General features: G+C 65.8%; 17 protein-coding genes and 4 tRNA genes. 10 read left to right on the plus strand and 11 right to left on the minus strand.

Features of this window, described 5'->3' with window-relative positions; translation table 11 throughout:
- The first annotated feature begins 15 nt into the window (after positions 1-15).
- Both RTW82_RS07600 and RTW82_RS07605 read left to right on the plus strand, forming a co-directional pair.
- Positions 16-903 carry a LysR family transcriptional regulator gene (locus RTW82_RS07600; protein WP_316924736.1) on the plus strand — a complete coding sequence of 296 codons (888 nt, stop codon included), beginning with the start codon at positions 16-18 and terminating at the stop codon, positions 901-903.
- A gap of 190 nt (positions 904-1,093) precedes the next feature.
- Positions 1,094-2,104 carry an ABC transporter substrate-binding protein gene (locus tag RTW82_RS07605; protein ID WP_316924737.1) on the plus strand — a complete coding sequence of 337 codons (1,011 nt, stop codon included), beginning with the start codon at positions 1,094-1,096 and terminating at the stop codon, positions 2,102-2,104.
- A gap of 57 nt (positions 2,105-2,161) precedes the next feature.
- Here the strand turns inward: RTW82_RS07605 and RTW82_RS07610 are convergent.
- The 4 genes from RTW82_RS07610 to RTW82_RS07625 all read right to left on the minus strand — a co-directional run bounded on the left by RTW82_RS07610 (position 2,162) and on the right by RTW82_RS07625 (position 2,529).
- Positions 2,162-2,237, minus strand: a tRNA-Gly gene (locus tag RTW82_RS07610).
- 7 nt (positions 2,238-2,244) lie between these two features.
- Positions 2,245-2,320 (minus strand) — tRNA-Glu (locus tag RTW82_RS07615).
- A gap of 32 nt (positions 2,321-2,352) precedes the next feature.
- Positions 2,353-2,428 (minus strand) — tRNA-Gly (locus tag RTW82_RS07620).
- Positions 2,429-2,453: 25 nt separating this feature from the next.
- Positions 2,454-2,529 (minus strand) — tRNA-Glu (locus RTW82_RS07625).
- A 232-nt stretch (positions 2,530-2,761) separates the two neighbouring features.
- On the opposite strand from RTW82_RS07625, the gene RTW82_RS07630 reads away from it, so the two are divergent.
- A complete protein-coding gene (locus tag RTW82_RS07630) occupies positions 2,762-3,529 on the plus strand; it encodes a hypothetical protein (RefSeq protein ID WP_316924738.1) in 768 nt (255 codons plus the stop codon).
- A gap of 33 nt (positions 3,530-3,562) precedes the next feature.
- Positions 3,563-4,225: a glutathione S-transferase family protein gene (locus RTW82_RS07635; RefSeq protein WP_316924739.1), complete on the plus strand. Its 663-nt coding sequence runs from the start codon at positions 3,563-3,565 to the stop codon at positions 4,223-4,225.
- Positions 4,226-4,288: 63 nt separating this feature from the next.
- Here RTW82_RS07635 and RTW82_RS07640 read toward each other — a convergent pair whose 3' ends face one another.
- Positions 4,289-4,771, minus strand: coding sequence for a GAF domain-containing protein (locus tag RTW82_RS07640; RefSeq protein ID WP_021217357.1), 483 nt, complete (start codon positions 4,769-4,771; stop codon positions 4,289-4,291).
- Positions 4,768-5,655 (minus strand): ATP-binding protein, encoded by an 888-nt coding sequence (locus RTW82_RS07645; protein WP_021217358.1) that lies wholly within the window; start codon positions 5,653-5,655, stop codon positions 4,768-4,770. Before RTW82_RS07645 ends, RTW82_RS07640 begins: the two co-directional genes overlap by 4 nt.
- Positions 5,656-5,752: 97 nt before the next feature.
- Here RTW82_RS07645 and RTW82_RS07650 point away from each other — a divergent pair, with 97 nt between their 5' ends.
- Positions 5,753-8,077: a response regulator gene (locus RTW82_RS07650; protein WP_316924740.1), complete on the plus strand. Its 2,325-nt coding sequence runs from the start codon at positions 5,753-5,755 to the stop codon at positions 8,075-8,077.
- Here RTW82_RS07650 and RTW82_RS07655 read toward each other — a convergent pair.
- From RTW82_RS07655 to msrB, 3 genes are all read right to left on the minus strand, one after another.
- Positions 8,058-8,528, minus strand: a complete 471-nt coding sequence (locus RTW82_RS07655; RefSeq protein ID WP_316924741.1) for a MarR family winged helix-turn-helix transcriptional regulator — start codon at positions 8,526-8,528, stop codon at positions 8,058-8,060. The genes RTW82_RS07650 and RTW82_RS07655 overlap by 20 nt on opposite strands.
- Entirely contained in the window at positions 8,525-9,010 is a 486-nt protein-coding gene (locus RTW82_RS07660) for a glutathione peroxidase (protein ID WP_184488809.1), read from the minus strand. The genes RTW82_RS07655 and RTW82_RS07660 overlap by 4 nt, the downstream gene beginning before the upstream one ends.
- Before the next feature lie 107 nt (positions 9,011-9,117).
- A complete protein-coding gene (gene msrB, locus RTW82_RS07665) occupies positions 9,118-9,516 on the minus strand; it encodes a peptide-methionine (R)-S-oxide reductase MsrB (protein ID WP_021217362.1) in 399 nt (132 codons plus the stop codon).
- A gap of 147 nt (positions 9,517-9,663) precedes the next feature.
- Here msrB and RTW82_RS07670 point away from each other — a divergent pair, with 147 nt between their 5' ends.
- The 4 genes from RTW82_RS07670 (at position 9,664) to htpX (ending at position 13,046) form a co-directional block, all read left to right on the plus strand.
- Positions 9,664-10,875, plus strand: coding sequence for a pyridoxal phosphate-dependent aminotransferase (locus tag RTW82_RS07670; protein WP_021217363.1), 1,212 nt, complete (start codon positions 9,664-9,666; stop codon positions 10,873-10,875).
- Between the two features lie 11 nt (positions 10,876-10,886).
- The gene (locus RTW82_RS07675; RefSeq protein ID WP_316924742.1) at positions 10,887-11,633 is read left to right on the plus strand and encodes an SDR family NAD(P)-dependent oxidoreductase; all 747 of its coding nucleotides are present in this window, start codon (positions 10,887-10,889) and stop codon (positions 11,631-11,633) included.
- Positions 11,634-11,635: 2 nt separating this feature from the next.
- Entirely contained in the window at positions 11,636-12,088 is a 453-nt protein-coding gene (locus RTW82_RS07680) for a hypothetical protein (protein ID WP_316924743.1), read from the plus strand.
- 85 nt (positions 12,089-12,173) lie between these two features.
- Entirely contained in the window at positions 12,174-13,046 is an 873-nt protein-coding gene (gene htpX / locus RTW82_RS07685) for a protease HtpX (RefSeq protein WP_316924744.1), read from the plus strand.
- A gap of 59 nt (positions 13,047-13,105) precedes the next feature.
- Here the strand turns inward: htpX and RTW82_RS07690 are convergent, their stop codons facing one another.
- Positions 13,106-13,762, minus strand: a complete 657-nt coding sequence (locus tag RTW82_RS07690; RefSeq protein WP_316924745.1) for a thiopurine S-methyltransferase — start codon at positions 13,760-13,762, stop codon at positions 13,106-13,108.
- A 100-nt stretch (positions 13,763-13,862) separates the two neighbouring features.
- On the opposite strand from RTW82_RS07690, the gene RTW82_RS07695 reads away from it, so the two are divergent.
- Positions 13,863-14,630: a class III extradiol ring-cleavage dioxygenase gene (locus RTW82_RS07695; protein WP_316924746.1), complete on the plus strand. Its 768-nt coding sequence runs from the start codon at positions 13,863-13,865 to the stop codon at positions 14,628-14,630.
- A gap of 546 nt (positions 14,631-15,176) precedes the next feature.
- Here the strand turns inward: RTW82_RS07695 and RTW82_RS07700 are convergent.
- Positions 15,177-16,859 (minus strand): DEAD/DEAH box helicase, encoded by a 1,683-nt coding sequence (locus tag RTW82_RS07700; RefSeq protein ID WP_316924747.1) that lies wholly within the window; start codon positions 16,857-16,859, stop codon positions 15,177-15,179.
- Positions 16,860-16,865: the final 6 nt, after the last annotated feature.

Genomic DNA, 16,865 nt, shown 5'->3' on the forward strand with positions numbered 1-16,865 from the left:
GCCTGGAAGCCCGCGATGCGCTACGACCTGATCGACCTCAAGCTGTTCCTCGACATCCTCGACGCCGGCAGCATCACCCACGGCGCCGAGCGCAGCCACCTGGCCCTGGCCTCGGCCAGCGCGCGCCTCAAGGGGCTGGAGGAAAGCCTCGGTACGCCGCTGTTCGAGCGCCAGCGTCATGGCGTACGCCCTACCCCGGCAGGCCGCGCCCTGGCCCATCACGCCCGCGCGGTGACGCACCAGCTGGAACTGATGGCCGATGAGCTGGGCGACTTCGCCACGGGCCTGCGCGCCCGGGTGCGCCTGCTGGGCAATACCGCCGCCCTGGCCGAGCACCTGCCCGGCGTGCTGGGCGACTTCCTGCTGATGCACCCGCAGATCGACCTGGATATCGAGGAAAAGCCCAGCCACGCCATAGTCGAGGCGCTGACCCGGGGCCAGGCGGACCTGGGCGTGCTGGCCGATAGCACCGACATGACAGGCCTGGAGGCGCGCCCCTTCCGCGTCGACCGCCTGCTGCTGGTGACGCGCCTGGATGACGGCAGCCTCGACGGCGACGGGCCGCTGCACTTCGAGCAGTTGCTCGGCCGCGCCTTCGTCGGCCTGGGCCGTGACAACCCGCTGCAACAGCACATTGCCGGCAAGGCGCTCAATGCCGGCCGCCACCTGGAGTTGCGCCTGCGGGTCAGCGATTTCGATACGGTCTGCAGCCTGGTGGCCCGTGGCGTGGGCATCGCTCTGGTGCCCGAGGCGGCGCTGCAACGCGCCAGGGACCGTCACGCGCTGCGCGCCCTGCCCCTGGCCGATGCCTGGACCACCCGCCACCTGCACCTCTGCGCCATGCGCTTCGACGCCCTGACACCCCCTGCCGCTCGCCTGGCGCAGGCACTGCTCGCCGGATAGCGGGCAAAGAAAAGGCCGCCCGGAGGCGGCCGCAAATGAATCAGGAGCACGATGTTTAGCGCCGAGACTAGGGCGCGATGGCTACCGAATCATGTCGGCGCCATGACCATTGCGTGACGGGCGCCCAGCAGGCGCTCCCGGTCAGGGCGGTCTAACCTTCGTCCCCGTACCCGCAACCGTGGAGAACCCCATGCGATCGATCATGCACCTGCTGGGCGGCGCCCTGCTCGCCGCCACCCTGTTGAGCCAGGGCGCAACGGCGGACCAGCGCGAGCCGATCTATTTCGGCGACCTGACCTGGGAAAGCGGCAGCCTGATCACCGAGATCCTCCGGCTGGTAGTCGAGAAGGGCTACGGCTATCCGACGGACACCCTGCCCGGCAGCACCGTCAGCCTGGAAGCCGCGCTGGCCCAGGACGACATCCAGGTCATCGCCGAGGAATGGCCGGGACGCAGCCCGGTGTGGATCAAGGCGGAGCAGGAAGGCAAGGTGTTCGCCCTGGGCGATATCGTCAAGAACGCCGACGAAGGCTGGTGGGTGCCGGCCTATGTGGTGGAAGGCGACGCCGAGCGCGGGATCAAGGCGGTGGCGCCGGAGCTGCGCTCGGTGCAGGACCTGGCGCGCTACAAGGCGGTGTTCCGCGACCCGGAGTCGCCGAACAAGGGGCGCTTCCTCAACAGCCCCACCGGCTGGACCTCCGAAGGCGTCAACAGCCAGAAGCTCAAGGCCTATGGGCTCGACGGCAGCTACAGCAACTTCCGCACCGGCTCCGGAGCGGCCCTGGACGCGGAGATCACCTCGGCCATCCGTCGCGGCCAGCCGGTGCTGTTCTACTACTGGTCGCCGACGCCGCTGCTGGGCCGCTACAAGCTGATCAAGCTGGAAGAGCCGCCCTTCGATGCCGAAGCCTGGAAGACCCTGGCCGACGCCAGCCACCCCAACCCACGCGGCACCCGCTCGCTGCCCGCACGCCTGGCCATCGGCGTTTCCGCCTCCTTTCGCCAGCGCTATCCGCAACTGGCGGAGATGTTCGCCAAGGTGGACCTGCCCATCGACGGCCTGAACCAGGCACTGGCAACCATGAGTGAGAAACGCCAGCCACCCCGCGACGCCGCGCGCGACTACCTGCGCGCCCATCCCGAAGCCTGGAGGAACTGGCTGCCCGAAGAGGCCCGCACCAAGGTGGCTGCCGGGCTCTGAGGGGCAAATGACACACAAACGAAAACGCCGCTCGAATGAGCGGCGTTTTCGTTTAACTGGAGCGGGAAACGAGACTCGAACTCGCGACCCCGACCTTGGCAAGGTCGTGCTCTACCAACTGAGCTATTCCCGCGTGAAACTGGCGTCCCCTAGGGGACTCGAACCCCTGTTACCGCCGTGAAAGGGCGGTGTCCTAGGCCACTAGACGAAGGGGACAAACAACACTCAACAAGCATTGCTTGAAAATCTGGAGCGGGAAACGAGACTCGAACTCGCGACCCCGACCTTGGCAAGGTCGTGCTCTACCAACTGAGCTATTCCCGCAATACAACTACATACAGCCAGAAAGTGGCGTCCCCTAGGGGACTCGAACCCCTGTTACCGCCGTGAAAGGGCGGTGTCCTAGGCCACTAGACGAAGGGGACGCGGCCCGGAGCTTACAACAGCTATGACGCTTTCTTCCGGCCTTCGCCGCTTTTGCCCTCAGGCTTCGCGTCGAAGTGGCGCGCATTCTAGGGAGCGTTTTGGCACCCGTCAACCCTTCGGCAAAAAACTTTTAAAATCAACGAGTTCAGGGCAAAAACTGACACGGAGCTATCAGCAGGGTGGCCAACCCTCTACACTCCCGCAGAAAACGCACACGGGAGCTGTATAAAGATGTCGCCACTCGTGATCACCCTGATGGTGATAGCCGGCATAGCGGTACTGCTGATCATCGGCTACGCCAACCATATGGTGGAGAACAGCAAGCTGGAGAAAGCCCGGCTGCGCGCCGACCTCATCGACAGGTTGCGCCGCACCAGCATGCTCTCCGAAAGCCTGCCCGGCCAGTTCATGACCCCCGCGCTGAAGCTGCAGCTCACCCGCCTGCAATTGCTCTTCTGCGAGCGCCTGCTACCGCTGGACAAGGGCAACGCCCAGCTCAAGGTCCAGGCCGAAGAACTGCGTGGCCTGGTGGCGCTGGGCGAAGGGATGCCGATTCGCAATGCGCCGCTGAAGATCATCAATGAAGCCCAGGCCAAGGAAATCCGCTTCCAGCTGGAGTCCTTGCACGGCCAACTGACCCGCTCGGCCAAGGACGGCTTCATGCCCGTCAACGACGCCAAGCGCTGGGTCAACGAGATCCGCGGCATGCTGGTGCAGCTGCATATCGAATTCTTCACCAACCTCGGCCTGCAGGCCCTGCAGGAAGGCCAACCGCGCCAGGCCCGCCTGGCCTTCGAGCGTGGCGTGCAGTACCTGCAGAAACAGCCGGAGCCCGCCCGCTACCAGAACCAGTTGCAGCAGTTGCAGAACCAGCTGGCCCGCGCCAACGCCCTGGCCCTGGACAAGCCGCCGGCCGCCGATGAGCCGAGCGAGCTCGGGGATGCCCTGAAATCCCTGGACGACGAAGACACCTGGAAGAAGAAGAACATCTACGACTGACAGCCCGGCCCCGCTCAGACAAGGACACCCACGATGAGCATTACCCTCTACGGCGCCCCGCTCTCCCCCTTCGTGCGCAAGGTGCGCTTGTTCCTCCTGGAAAAGGGCATCGATTACCAGCTGGAAATCATCACGCCCTTCGGCCAGCCCGCCTGGTACCGGGAGCTGAACCCGCTGGGGCGCATCCCGGCGATGCGCGACGGTGATTTCACCCTCGCCGACTCCAGCGTCATCTGCCAGTACCTGGAAGAAAAGCACCCCGAACTGGCACCGCTCTATGGCCGCGATGCCCAGCAGCGCGCCCGGGTGCGCTGGCTGGAGAAGTACGCCGACTACGAGCTGGCACCGCTGACCACCTTCTGCGTGTTCCGCAACCGTGCGCTGAAGCCGACCATGGGCCAGCCCTGCGACGAAGCAGCCGTACAAGCGGCGCTGCAGGAAAAGCTGCCCCAGCACTTCAACTACCTGGAAAAGACCCTGGGCGATGCCGAGTACTTCGTCGGTGACGAGCTGACCCTGGCGGACCTGGCGCTGTGCTGCCAGCTGATCAACATGGAGCACGGCACCGAGCTGCTGGACAGCGGCCGCTGGCCGGCCCTGGCCGCCCACTACCAGTGCATCCGCGCACGGGACTCGGTGCAGACGGTATTGCCCGGCGAGCAGCGGACCCTGGCCAAGCTCAGCGGCGCGGCCTGACCGCCCTGCCCCGCAGAAACGAAAAAGCCCGGCACTTGCCGGGCTTTTTCATGGCGCGACCGATCAGCAGTCGGTCAGGCGCAGGAAGATCGCCGCCAGGTTCTCGATGCCGGCCTGGTCCGCCTCACTGAAGCGGCCAACGCTCGGGCTGTCGAGGTCGAGCACACCGATCAGCGCACCGTCCTTCACCAGGGGCACCACCAGCTCGCTGTTGGAGGCGCTGTCACAGGCGATATGCCCGGGGAAGGCGTGCACATCCTCCACGCGCTGGGTCTCGCGGGTGCGCGCGGCGGCGCCACACACACCCCGACTGAACGGAATGCGCACGCAGGCGACCTTGCCCTGGAAGGGGCCGAGCACCAGCTGCTCCTGCTTGTTCAGGTAGAAGCCCGCCCAGTTCAGCTCCGGCAGCTCGTTATAGAGGAAGGCCGAGAATTGCGAGGCGTTGGCGATGAAGTCGCGCTCGTCGGCGAGCAACGACTCCAGCTGGGCGGCCAGCAGGGCATAGCCCTCGAGGCCGGCACCGGCCTGTTGCAGGTCGATCATCGGGAAGTCTCCAGCAGCGCCCGGCCAACCCATTGGCGGGCGAATTGATAGGCACAACGGCCATTGCGGTTGCCACGCCCGAGGGCCCAGCGGATGGCCGCTTTTTCCAACTCTTCATTCCATTCCCAGGCCAGGTCACGGGGCGCCAGGGTCTCGATCCAATGGCGTACCACGGCAAGGAAGTGCTCCTGGGTGAAGGGGTAGAAGGACAACCAGAGGCCGAAGCGATCGGACAGGGCGATCTTGTCTTCCACCGCCTCATTGGGGTGCAGCTCGCCGTCGACCATCTGCCAATGCTCGTTGTCGCTCTGCTTCTCCGGCACTAGGTGGCGGCGGTTGGAGGTGGCGTAGAGCAGCACGTTGTCCGGCGCGCGCTCCAGCGAGCCGTCGAGCACGCTCTTGAGTACGCGGTAATCGCCTTCACCGGCTTCGAAGGAGAGGTCGTCGCAGAACATCACGAAGCGCTGCGGCAGCTTGGCCACCTGCTCCACCACGCGCGGCAGGTCGGCGAGGTGGTCGCGCTCGATCTCGATCAGGCGCAGGCCGGCACCGGCGTGCTCGGCCAGCAGCGCACGCACCAGGGAGGATTTACCCGTGCCACGGGCGCCCCAGAGCAACGCATGGTTGGCCGGCAGGCCATCGACGAACTGGCGGGTGTTGCGCGCCAGCTGCTCGCGCTGGGCATCGACGCCGATCAGATCGGTGAGGTTGAGATCCAAGCTCACCTGCAGGGGTTGCAGGTAACCGCCGCGCCCTTCGCGGTGCCAGCGGGCGGCGATACAGTCCTGCCAGTCGATGGCCGGGCGCAGCGCCGGCAGCAGGGGATCGAGGCGCGCGAGTACCGCGTCGGCGCGCTCCAGGAAGTCGATCAAACGGGAATCCACAATAAACTCCTTGGTTCAGCTCGGAGAGCCGGGCTGTCAGCAGGTGGGATAGGCTATGCTTGGCAAGCCCACGGAACAAGGCCAAATCTTCACGCCCATGGATATCCCGCTAACCCAACGCCTGTCGTTCAAACAGGCCAGCATCACCGTGCTGGTGGCGTTCGTACTCGGGACCCTTCTCAGCATCATTCAGGTCGGCATCGACTACGCCAGCGAGAACGCCTCGCTGGAGCGCGAGATCAATGCGCTGCTGGAAATCAGCCACAACCCCGCCGCCCGCATCGCCTACAACATCGACGCCGAACTGGCCCAGGAACTGGTGCTGGGGCTGCTGCGTTCGCCGGCGGTGATCCGCGCCGAGATCATCGACAACAGCGGCACCGTGCTCGCCAGCGTCAGCCGCCCGCGCACCGAGAGCGACTACCGCATCTTCAGCGACTTCCTCTTCGGTGAGCGCCGGGATTTCCAGGACCCGCTCTACATCGCCCACGCCCCTGCGGAAACCCTGGGCCTGCTGCGCCTGGAAGTGGACACCTTCGCCTTCGGCAACCACTTCCTGCGGCGCTCCATGCTCACCCTGATCTCCGGGTTCGTGCGCAGCCTGCTGCTGTCGCTGATCCTCCTGGTGCTCTTCTACAGCATGCTCACCAAGCCGCTGGTGGGGCTGATCCGTGCCCTCAGCGAAGGCGACTCGCGCAGCCCGGTGGACAACCGCCTGCCCTGCCCCCCCGGCCACGAGCAGGACGAGATCGGCGTCCTGGTGGACGTGATCAACCGGCAACTGGCGAACCTCTTCGCCGAGATGGAGCAACGCCGCGACGCCGAAGACAGGCTCACCCAGTACCTGGCGGAGCTGGAGAACATCGTCTCGGCGCGCACCGCCGAACTGAAGGCCACCAACAGCCGCCTCAGCCAGTCCAACCAGGAGCTGGACATGGCCCGCACCCACGCCATTGAAACGGCCCAGGCCCGTGCCGCCTTCCTGGCCAACATGAGCCACGAGATCCGCACCCCGCTCAACGGCCTGCTGGGCATGCTCGCCCTGACCCTGGACAGCCCGCTGAACGCCGAGCAACGCCAGCAGCTCACCATCGCCCACGACTCCGGCAACGTGCTGGTGGAACTGCTCAACGACATCCTCGACCTGTCCAAGTTCGAGGCCGGCCAGCTGGAGCTGGAAGCCATCCCCTTCGACCTCGGCGTGCTGGTGGAAGACACCGCCAGCCTGCTGTCGCAGAACGCCGCCCCGGGCGTGGAGCTGAGCTGCCTGATCGACCCGCGCCTACCGGCCCTGGTGGTGGGCGACCCGACCCGCGTACGCCAGATCGTCAGCAACCTGCTGTCCAACGCCCTCAAGTTCACCCGCTTCGGCCGCGTCGACCTGCGCGTCACGCCCACCGCCGAGGGTGTGCTGATCGGCGTCCGCGACACCGGCATCGGCATCTCCAGCGATGCCATGCCCAAGCTGTTCCAGCCCTTCGCCCAGGCCGGCGCCGGCATCACCCGGCAGTTCGGTGGCACGGGCCTCGGCCTCGCCCTCACCCGTCGGCTTTGCGAAGCCATGGACGGCACGCTGCAAGTGCGTTCCGAAGAAGGCATCGGCAGCCTGTTCAGTGCCGAGCTGCCGCTGGCCAGCCATGCCGATGCCACGCCGGCACCGGCGCTGCAGGGGCGCGTCATCGCGCTGTGCGCCGCCGGTAGCGGCCTGGCCGAACTGCTGAAGACCTGGCTGCCGGCCTGGGGCATCAACTACCAACGAAGCGATGTCGATACCAGCCTGGCAGGCCAGGTGTTCGACCAGATCATCACCGACTCGCCGGAACAACTGCAGCGTCTGCGCGACGAGAGCGCGGCGCCGATCCTGCTGATCACCGGCTACGGCAACTTCATCCAGGCCGAGCAGGCCACGCCCCTGGCGCCGCTGCAGCAACTGGCACGGCCGCTGGCCCGCTCGGCGCTCTACCAGGCACTGCGCCGCAGCCTGCAGCAGCTGCCGGACGAGCCGGCGCCCAGCCCCACGCCCAAGCAACGGCTGGCGCGCTCGGCACGGGTGCTGCTGGTGGAAGACAACGCGGTGAACCAGCTGGTGGCCAAGGGCATGCTCGGCAAGCTGGGTTGTGAGGTGCTGGTCGCCGCCCACGGCGGTGAAGCGCTGCAGATGCTCGCGGAGCACCCGGTGGACCTGGTGCTGATGGACTGCAACATGCCGATCATGGATGGCTATGAAGCCACTCGGCGCATCCGTCAGAGCGGCAACTGGCCGGGCCTGCCCGTGGTGGCGCTGACCGCCAACGCCCTGCCGGACGAACGCGAACGCTGCCGCGCCGCCGGCATGGACGACTACCTGGCCAAGCCCTTCCGCCGTGAAGAGCTGGTCGCCCTGCTGGACAACTGGCTGCCGACTACCCAGCCAGCCCAGTGAAGCGGCCGAGCAGCTCGGCCAGGCGACCGCGCAGCTCCACCATCTCGTTGAGGTCCAGACCGTTGCTGCACAGCAGTTCGGTGCGCAATGCCGATACCTGCTCGCGCAGCGCGATACCCGCTTCACTCAGCGCCAGGTGCACCTCGCGCTCGTCATGGGCCGCCCGGCGGCGCTGCACATGGCCAAGCTGCTCCAGGCGCTTGAGCAGTGGCGTAAGGGTGCCGGAATCCAGCATCAGACGCTCCCCCAGGGCCTTGACCGTGGGCTGCTCGGGCGGCTTGGCATGCCATTCCCAGAGCACCAGCATGACCAGGTACTGCGGGTAGGTCAGGCCGAGCTGCTCCAGCATCGGCCGGTAGCCCCGGATCACTGCGCGCGACGCGGCGTACAGCTTGAAGCACAGCTGGTTATCCAGCAGCAGGTCGGCGTCGGGCAGGGCTGGCAGGGTCATTTCAGCAGTGCTTCGATCTCGGTGGCCAGGTCTTCCGGCTTGGTGGTCGGCGCGAAACGCTTGACCTCGCGGCCTTCGCCATCGATCAGGAATTTGGTGAAGTTCCACTTGATGCCCTTGCTGCCCAGCAGGCCCGGCGCGCGGCTCTTCAGCTCGACGTAGAGCGGGTGGGCGTCGGCGCCATTGACGTCGATCTTCTTGAACAGTGGGAAGCTGACGCCGAAGTTCAATTCGCAGAACTCGGAGATGGCGCCCTCATCGCCCGGCTCCTGCTTGCCGAACTGGTTGCAAGGGAAGCCGAGCACCACCAGCCCCTTGTCCTTGTATTGCTGCCAGATGCTCTCCAGCCCCTTGTACTGCGGGGTGAAGCCGCACTTGCTCGCGGTGTTGACCACCAGCACGGCCTTGCCGCCGAAGTCGGCGAGGGTCTTCTGCTCGCCCTTGATGGTGGTGACGGGGATATCGAAAAGCTTGCTGCTCATGGACTTTCACCTGGAGGAAGGAATGACGGCAGGAAGATAGCTTGCAATTAAATTGCACGCAATTTAATTGCCACAAAAAAGACCCGCTCATTAGCGGGCCTTATGGATCAGGCTTCGCGCGGCACCAGCTTCAGCGACACCGAGTTGATGCAGTAACGCAGCCCGGTCGGGCGCGGGCCATCCGGGAACACGTGGCCGAGGTGAGCGTCGCAGCGGGCGCAACGCACCTCGATACGGTGCATGCCGTGGCTGAAATCTTCCTTCTCGGCCACCGAGACGTCATCCACCGGCTGGAAGTAGCTCGGCCAGCCGCTGCCGGAGTCGTACTTGGCATCGGAGTCGAACAGCGCCGCCCCACAGCACGAACAGTGGTAGATACCCGGCGTCTTGGTGCCGTTGTATTCCCCCGTGAAGGGGCGTTCGGTGCCCCCCAGGCGACAGACGTGGAACTGCGCTTCGCTCAGCTCTTCACGCCAGGATTCTAGGGGTTTGTCCAGCTTTTCCATGGGTCACCTCGGCTACGGAAAAAAGCCCGACCAGTACCTTTTCCGGTCATCGGGCCGCACGTATCATGCGTGGCTTTAGACGCCAGTCTGGCAGCGGCGTTACAGGCTGCCAAGGCGCAGTTTCCTCAGATCGGGACACGAACAACCATGCAGGTCAGCAAATCGAACAAGCTCGCCAACGTCTGCTACGACATCCGCGGGCCCGTGCTCAAGCACGCCAAACGCCTGGAAGAGGAAGGCCATCGCATCCTCAAGCTGAACATCGGCAACCCGGCGCCGTTCGGTTTCGAAGCCCCGGAGGAAATCCTCCAGGACGTGATCCGCAACCTGCCCACCGCCCAGGGCTACAGCGACTCCAAGGGCCTGTTCAGCGCGCGCAAGGCGGTGATGCAGTACTACCAGCAGAAGCAGGTGGAAGGCATCGGCATCGAGGACATCTACCTCGGCAACGGCGTGTCCGAGCTGATCGTCATGTGCATGCAGGCGCTGCTCAACAACGGTGACGAGGTGCTGATCCCGGCGCCCGACTACCCGCTGTGGACCGCCGCCGTGAGCCTGGCCGGCGGCAAGCCGGTGCACTACCTGTGCGACGAGCAGGCCGACTGGTTCCCCGACCTCGAAGACATCAAGGCCAAGATCACCCCGAACACCAAGGCCATGGTGATCATCAACCCCAACAACCCCACCGGCGCCGTGTATTCCAAGGAGCTGCTGGAGGGGATGGTCGAGCTGGCCCGCCAGCACAACCTGGTGCTCTTCTCCGACGAGATCTACGACAAGATCCTCTACGACGAAGCCGTGCACATCTCCACCGCCTCCCTGGCGCCGGACGTGCTCTGCCTGACCTTCAACGGCCTGTCCAAGTCCTACCGCGTGGCCGGCTTCCGCTCCGGCTGGGTCGCCATCTCCGGGCCCAAGCAGCGTGCGCAGAGCTACATCGAAGGCATCGACATCCTCGCCAACATGCGCCTGTGCGCCAACGTGCCCAGCCAGCATGCGATCCAGACCGCCCTCGGCGGCTACCAGAGCATCAACGACCTGGTGCTGCCCAACGGCCGCCTGCTGGAGCAACGCAACCGCACCTGGGAGCTGCTCAACGACATCCCGGGCGTCAGTTGCGTCAAACCCATGGGCGCGCTCTACGCCTTCCCGCGCATCGACCCGAAGGTCTGCCCCATCGTCAACGACGAGAAGTTCGTCCTCGACCTGCTGCTCTCCGAGAAACTGCTGATCGTCCAGGGCACCGCCTTCAACTGGCCGTGGCCGGACCATTTCCGCGTGGTCACCTTGCCCCGCGTCGACGACCTGGAGCAGGCCATCGGCCGCATCGGCAACTTCCTCAAATCCTATCGCCAGTAAGGAACGCCAGCATGGGCCAGGCCAGACGCTACCTGCTCACCGGTGCCAGCTCCGGCATCGGCATGGCCCTGGCCCGGCGCCTCGCCAGCCAGGGGTATGACCTCGCCCTCGCCGCGCGGCGCGAGGAAACCCTGCAGCAACTGGCCGAGGAACTGCGCAGCCAGTACGGCCGCACCATCGCCGTGCTGCCGCTGGACGTCACCGACTACGCCGCCTGCAAGGACGCCGTAGGCCTCGCGCAGAACGCCCTGGGTGGCCTCGACGGGCTGATCGCCAATGCCGGCATGGGCCTCGCGGGCAAGGCCGGCAGCGGCCGTTTCGAGCGCTACCGGCAGACCCTGGAAACCAACCTGCTCGGCGCCATCGCCTGCCTGGATGCCGCCGCCGAGCTGTTCCGCGAGCAGGGCCACGGCCATCTCATCGCCATCGCCTCGGTCGCCGGCAAGCGCGGCCTGCCCGCCACCGCGGGTTACTCCGCGAGCAAGGCCGGGCTGATCAGCTACATGGAATCCCTGGAGCTGGAACTGCACCGCAGCCCCATCGCCACCACCCTGCTGCTGCCCGGCTACATCGACACGCCGATCAACCAGGATGCCGGCCCCCGCCCCTTCCTCATCGACGTCGAGCGAGGCGCCGCACTGATCGCCCGACACATCGAGAAACGCACGCGCAGCGCCTATGTACCCGGCTGGCCCTGGGCCCTGATCGGCCGCCTGCTGCCGCTGCTGCCCACCTCGCTGATCGCCAGGGCGCTGTGACCATGGACCTGCAGATAGACGACTTCTACAAGGACTGCGCGGCCGGCATGCTGATGCTCTACCAGGCCTTCCCGCGCAAGGTCGCCCTCTATATCGAGGACCTGATCGGCCACGAGGAACCGGACGAGTTCGGCCTGCCCAGCAAGCGCCACCAGAGCTGCCTCGGGGCCCTGATCTGGCTGGCCGAGGAGGGCTACATCCGCTACGAAAGCGCCATTCGCTACGAGGCGCTGGACCAGGCCGTGCTCAGCGAAAAAGGCTTCCTGCGCCTGTCCCGCACCCTGCCCCACGTCGTGCGCAGCGACGACGAACTGCCACCCAGCGTGCGCCGGGTTCACTCAACCCTCGCCCACCAGCTGCGCGAAGCGCTGGCCAGCCGCAACAGCGAACGCACCGCCCGCCTCACCCGGTTGCTCTTCGCCGGAGCCGGCAACGCCGTAGGCGACACAGTTTGAAATAGAGCCCAGGTTGAATAGGCCCCTGGCGCACCTTATATAACCCCGCATTACACCGTCTTTCCCTGAGGAGACCGCTTTAACCATGATGCGCATCCTGTTGTTCGTGGCCACCAACCTTGCAGTCCTGGTGATCGCCAGCATCACCCTCAAGCTGCTGGGCGTAGACCGCTTCACCGGCCAGAATTACGGCAGCCTGCTGGTGTTCTGTGCCGTGTTCGGTTTCGCCGGCTCCCTGGTCTCGCTGTTCATCTCCAAGTGGATGGCGAAGATGAGCACCGGCACCGAAATCATCACCCAGCCCCGCACCCGCCACGAACAGTGGCTGCTGCAGACCGTGGAGCAACTGTCCCGCGAAGCCGGGATCAAGATGCCGGAAGTCGGCATCTTCCCCGCCTACGAGGCCAACGCCTTCGCCACCGGCTGGAACCGCAACGACGCACTGGTCGCCGTGAGCCAGGGCCTGCTGGAGCGCTTCTCGCCCGATGAAGTGAAGGCCGTTCTGGCCCACGAGATCGGCCACGTGGCCAACGGCGACATGGTCACCCTGGCGCTGGTCCAGGGCGTGGTGAACACCTTCGTGATGTTCTTCGCACGCATCTTCGGCAACTTCGTCGATAAGGTGATCCTGAAGAACGAGGAAGGCCACGGCATCGGCTACTTCGTGGCGACCGTCTTCGCCGAGCTGGTCCTGGGCATCCTCGCCAGCATCATCGTCATGTGGTTCTCGCGTAAACGCGAATACCGCGCCGACGAAGCCGGCGCCCAGCTGGCCGGCACCAACGCCATGATCGGCGCCCTGCAGCGCCTGCGTGCCGAACAGGGCGTGCCGGTGCAGATGCCCGACAGCCTCACCGCCTTCGGCATCAACGGCGGCCTGAAGAACGGCCTCGCCGGCCTGCTGATGAGCCACCCGCCCCTGGAAGACCGCATCGAGGCCCTGCGCCGCCGCGGTTGATACACGGCAAACGAAAAAGGCGGCCAATCGGCCGCCTTTTTCATGCCCGCAATAAACCATTAGGGCCGGCGCAAGCGGAACACCGGCTCGAACAGCGCGTCCAGCCCACGGGAGGCGAACTTCCAGTTCTTCTCCAGCACGTCCTGGCGCTCCAGCAGCTCCACGCTCCAAAGCGGCTCGAAGCGCTGGCGCACCTCCGCTTCCGGCACCGAGAACGGCGGGCCGTCGAGGCGCTGCTGGTCGTACTCCAGGGTCACCGCCAGCCCCTCGCAATGGGCCGGCAGTATCGCCTGCAGATGCGCCACATAGCGCTCGCGCATCTCCGGCGGCAGGGCGATGAGCGCGGCGCGGTCGTAGAGCCCGCCACAGTCCGCGACCTCCTGCGCGTCCAGGGCGAAGAAATCCCCATGGAGGATGTCGATGCCGCCCGCGCGGTAACGGCGCAAGGCACCCTCCTCACTCACCTCGGGCACCAGCCCTTGCTCTTCGAAGAAGTCCGTCACCGCCTTCTCTGCCAGTTCCACACCCAGCACCCGATGGCCCTGGGCAGCCAGCCAGACCAGGTCCAGGCTCTTGCCGCACAGCGGCACCAGCACCCGCGAGCCCTGGGCCAGGCCAAGCGACGACCAATACTGCTGCAGGTAAGGGTTGACCTCATCCAGATGAAAACCGATCTGGTCGTTGGCCCATCTGTCCTGCCAGAAACTCTCGTGCACAATCCACCTGCCGATTCGATAGGAACACTCAAGAATTTATGCTGGATGTCGATACGTCCAGCCCCGAATATGGCGCTCATCCTAACGGAGGAAGTGCCCAATGCTACCCAGTCTTTTCATCTCCCATGGTTCCCCGATGCTCGCCCTCGAACCCGGTGCCAGCGGTCCCGCCCTCGCGCGACTGGCCCGTGAACTGCCGCGCCCGGAGGCGATCCTGGTGGTGTCCGCCCACTGGGAAAGCGAACGCCTGGCGATCAGCGGCGGCACGCAGCTGGAGACCTGGCACGACTTCTACGGCTTCCCCCCCGAGCTGCATGCGGTGCAGTACCCCGCCCACGGCGCCCCGGAGCTGGCCAGGGAGGTGCAGCAACTGCTGCGCGACAACGGCCTGGAGGCCGCCATCGACCCGCAGCGGCCCATGGATCACGGCGTGTGGGTGCCATTGACGCTGATGTACCCCGAAGCCGATATCCCGGTGCTGCAACTGTCCCTGCCCAGCCGCCTGGGCCCCGCCTTCCTGACCCGGATCGGCCACGCCCTGGCCGCCCTGCGCGAGCGCGGCGTCCTGTTGATCGGCTCCGGCAGCATCACCCACAACCTCGGCGAGCTGAACTGGCGCGCCGGGCCGGAAGTGATCACCCCCTGGGCCCTGGAATTCCGCGACTGGATGGTGGAACGCCTGGAGGCCGGCGACGAGCAGGCCCTGCACGACTACCGCACCCAGGCTCCCCACGCCCGCCGCAGCCACCCCAGCGACGAACACCTGCTGCCGCTGTATTTCGCCCGGGGCGCCGGTGGGGATTTCAAGGTGGAGCACAGCGGCTTCACCCTCGGCGCGCTGGGGATGGATATCTATAGGTTCGGCTGAACCCCAGGGGCTGCCCTGCAGCCTTGGGCCAATGTATTGGCTCTGTCTGCGTTAAGTGTTGCCAGAGGATCTAAGCCCAGCTGATTGCCGAGTTTTGCTGGTGCTTCTGGTTTCGCCCACCCGGGCGAGTCCCTTTTCCAATCGTTGAAAAGGAACCAAAAAACTTGCCCCTCCATACGGGTCTGGCTTCGCCAGACTCCCCTCGCTCCATCATCGTTCCAGGGGCACGCGCTGACGGGCCATCCCTGGCCCGACATCGCTCTCGCGACATCCATGTCGCTCAACCCCTTACACGACGATTCGCTCGGCCTCCTGGGAAGGGGCGTTTGGCGGCTGCTCCAACTTTCTTCGCTCGAATACTCACATTGATATACGCACCAACCCAGCACGTGGTGGCGGCTTTCGTAGGATGGTGTAGAGCGAAGCGAAACCCATGCGGTGGAGGTGGTAGAGAGCTAATGAATTCGCCCCTGCAAAAGCGCCAACCACTTAACCACCACCCATAAAAAAGCCCCGCTCTTGCGGGGCTTTTTCGTCAGGCGCTGATCAGTCTTCGCGGTAGCGGCGCAGCTTCAGGGACTTGCCCGCGACGCGGGTGTCCTTGAGCTTGCCCAGCAGGCGATCCAGGCCGTCTTCCGGCAGCTCGATCAGGCTGAAGGTCTCGCGGATCTGGATACGACCGATGGCGTCACGTGCCAGGCCACCCTCATTGAGGATGGCGCCGAGCAGGTTCTTCGCGGCGATGCCGTCGCGGGTCCCTAGCGCGGTGCGGCAACGCACGCGGCCTTCGGTCAGCGGCAGCGGAGCACGACGCTCGCGGTACTCGCCACGCTCACCCGAGGAACGCTCGCCATCACGCTCGCGACGCTCACGCGGCTGCGAGGCGCTCGGCACCAGCGGCTGCTCGCGCTCGACGTCGGCGAGGTTCAGCGCCTGGCCATTGGTGGCCTTGCGCAGCAGGGCTGCGGCCAGGGCACGCGGGCTGCAACCGATGTCGGCGATCAGGCGATCCAGCAGCTCACCATGGGTGGCTTCGGCATCGGCGACCAGGGGCGCGAGGCCGGTGGTCAGCTTCTTGATGCGCGCATCCAGCACTTGCTGGGCGTTGGGCAGGCGTACTTCGGCGACCTTCTGGTTGGTCACGCGCTCGATCACCTGCAGCATGCGGCGCTCGCGCGGGGTAACCAGCAGCAGGGCACGGCCTTCGCGACCGGCACGACCGGTACGGCCGATACGGTGCACGTAGGACTCGGGGTCGTACGGCATGTCCACGTTCAGTACGTGAGTGATGCGCGGTACGTCGATACCACGGGCAGCGACGTCGGTGGCGACGACGATGTCCAGGCGACCGTCCTTGAGGGACTCGATCACGCGCTCACGCTGGTTCTGGGCGATGTCGCCGTTCAGCGCGGCAGCCTTGTAGCCCTTGGCTTCCAGGGCGGAGGCCAGGTCCAGGGTGGCCTGCTTGGTGCGCACGAAGGCGATCAGGGCGTCGAATTCCTCGACTTCCAGCAGGCGCAGCACGGCACCGACCTTCTGGTCGGCGTGGACCATCAGGTGAGCCTGCTCGATGCGGGCCACGGTCTGGGTCTTGGCGGCGATCTTGACGTGCTGCGGCTCTTTCAGGTGACGCTCGGCGATCGAACGGATCGACGGCGGCAGGGTGGCGGAGAACAACACGCTCTGACGGCTTTCCGGCAGCGCCTGGAAGATCACTTCCAGGTCGTCCATGAAGCCGAGCTTGAGCATTTCGTCCGCTTCGTCCAGTACCAGTTGCTGCACGGTGGCGAGCATCTGGTCGTCACGGCGCAGGTGGTCGCACAGGCGGCCGGGAGTGGCCACGATGACCTGGGCGCCCTGGCGCAGGGCCTTGAGCTGCGGGCCCATGGGCGCGCCGCCGTATACGGCGACCACACTCAGGCCGGGCATCTGCTTGGCGTAGGTTTCGAAAGCGGTGGCGACTTGCAGTGCGAGCTCGCGGGTCGGTGCCAGGATCAGCGCCTGCGGCTCACGTTTGGCCGGATCGATACGGGAAAGGATGGGCAGCGCGAAGGCTGCGGTCTTGCCGGTACCGGTCTGGGCCTGGCCAATCATGTCGTGACCGGCGAGGATCACCGGAATCGACTGGGCCTGGATGGGGGATGGCTCTTCATAGCCCACTGCCGTGATGGCGGAGAGAACATTGGGATGAAGTCCGAGCGCGGCGAATCCGCCGATATCCTGGGTCATGGGTCT

Origin of the sequence: Pseudomonas sp. zfem005 (assembly GCF_032621735.1) — a bacterium.
GTDB lineage: Bacteria > Pseudomonadota > Gammaproteobacteria > Pseudomonadales > Pseudomonadaceae > Metapseudomonas > Metapseudomonas solani.